Annotated in this window: 1 protein-coding gene; it reads left to right on the plus strand. The window is 65.5% G+C overall.

The window, feature by feature from the left end:
* Positions 1-120 precede the first annotated feature (120 nt).
* Positions 121-530 (plus strand): peroxiredoxin family protein (locus DAI20_RS20250; RefSeq protein WP_108252917.1); only part of this gene is annotated, 410 nt, incomplete at its 3' end.

Here is a 530-nt window from a genome sequence, read left to right on the forward strand (position 1 = left end):
ACGCTGTGGCTGGAAGCCCCTGCCACAACGCCTGAAGATGGGGCCTGCACACCGGGTTTCCAATGTCTTGACGTCCCTGTCCCATCCGGCCCACTAGCCTGCCCCAGCAAGGAGTTCCCCATGACCATCCATGTCGGCCACCGCATTCCGGAAGTGACCCTCAAGCGCATCCGCGAGGGCATCGAAACACTCGATACGCATTCGCTGTTCGATGCGCGCAAGGTGGTGCTGTTCGCCGTGCCCGGCGCGTTCACCCCAACCTGCTCGGCGCGCCACCTGCCCGGCTACGTCGAGAAATTCCAGGCGTTCCGCCAGCACGGCATCGATGTCTACTGCATGGCGGTCAACGACCCGTTCGTGATGAAGGCCTGGGCTGCCGACCAGAGCGTGCCCGACGGCCTGCTGATGCTGTCCGACGGCAATGCCGAACTGACCCGTGCGCTCGGCCTGGAGCTCGACGCCAGCGCCTCGGGCATGGGCATCCGCTCACGCCGTTTCGCCCTGTACGTGGTGGATGGCGTGGTGCGTGC

It is taken from the genome of Planctomonas deserti, from assembly GCF_003067705.1.
Lineage (GTDB): Bacteria > Actinomycetota > Actinomycetes > Actinomycetales > Microbacteriaceae > Planctomonas > Planctomonas deserti.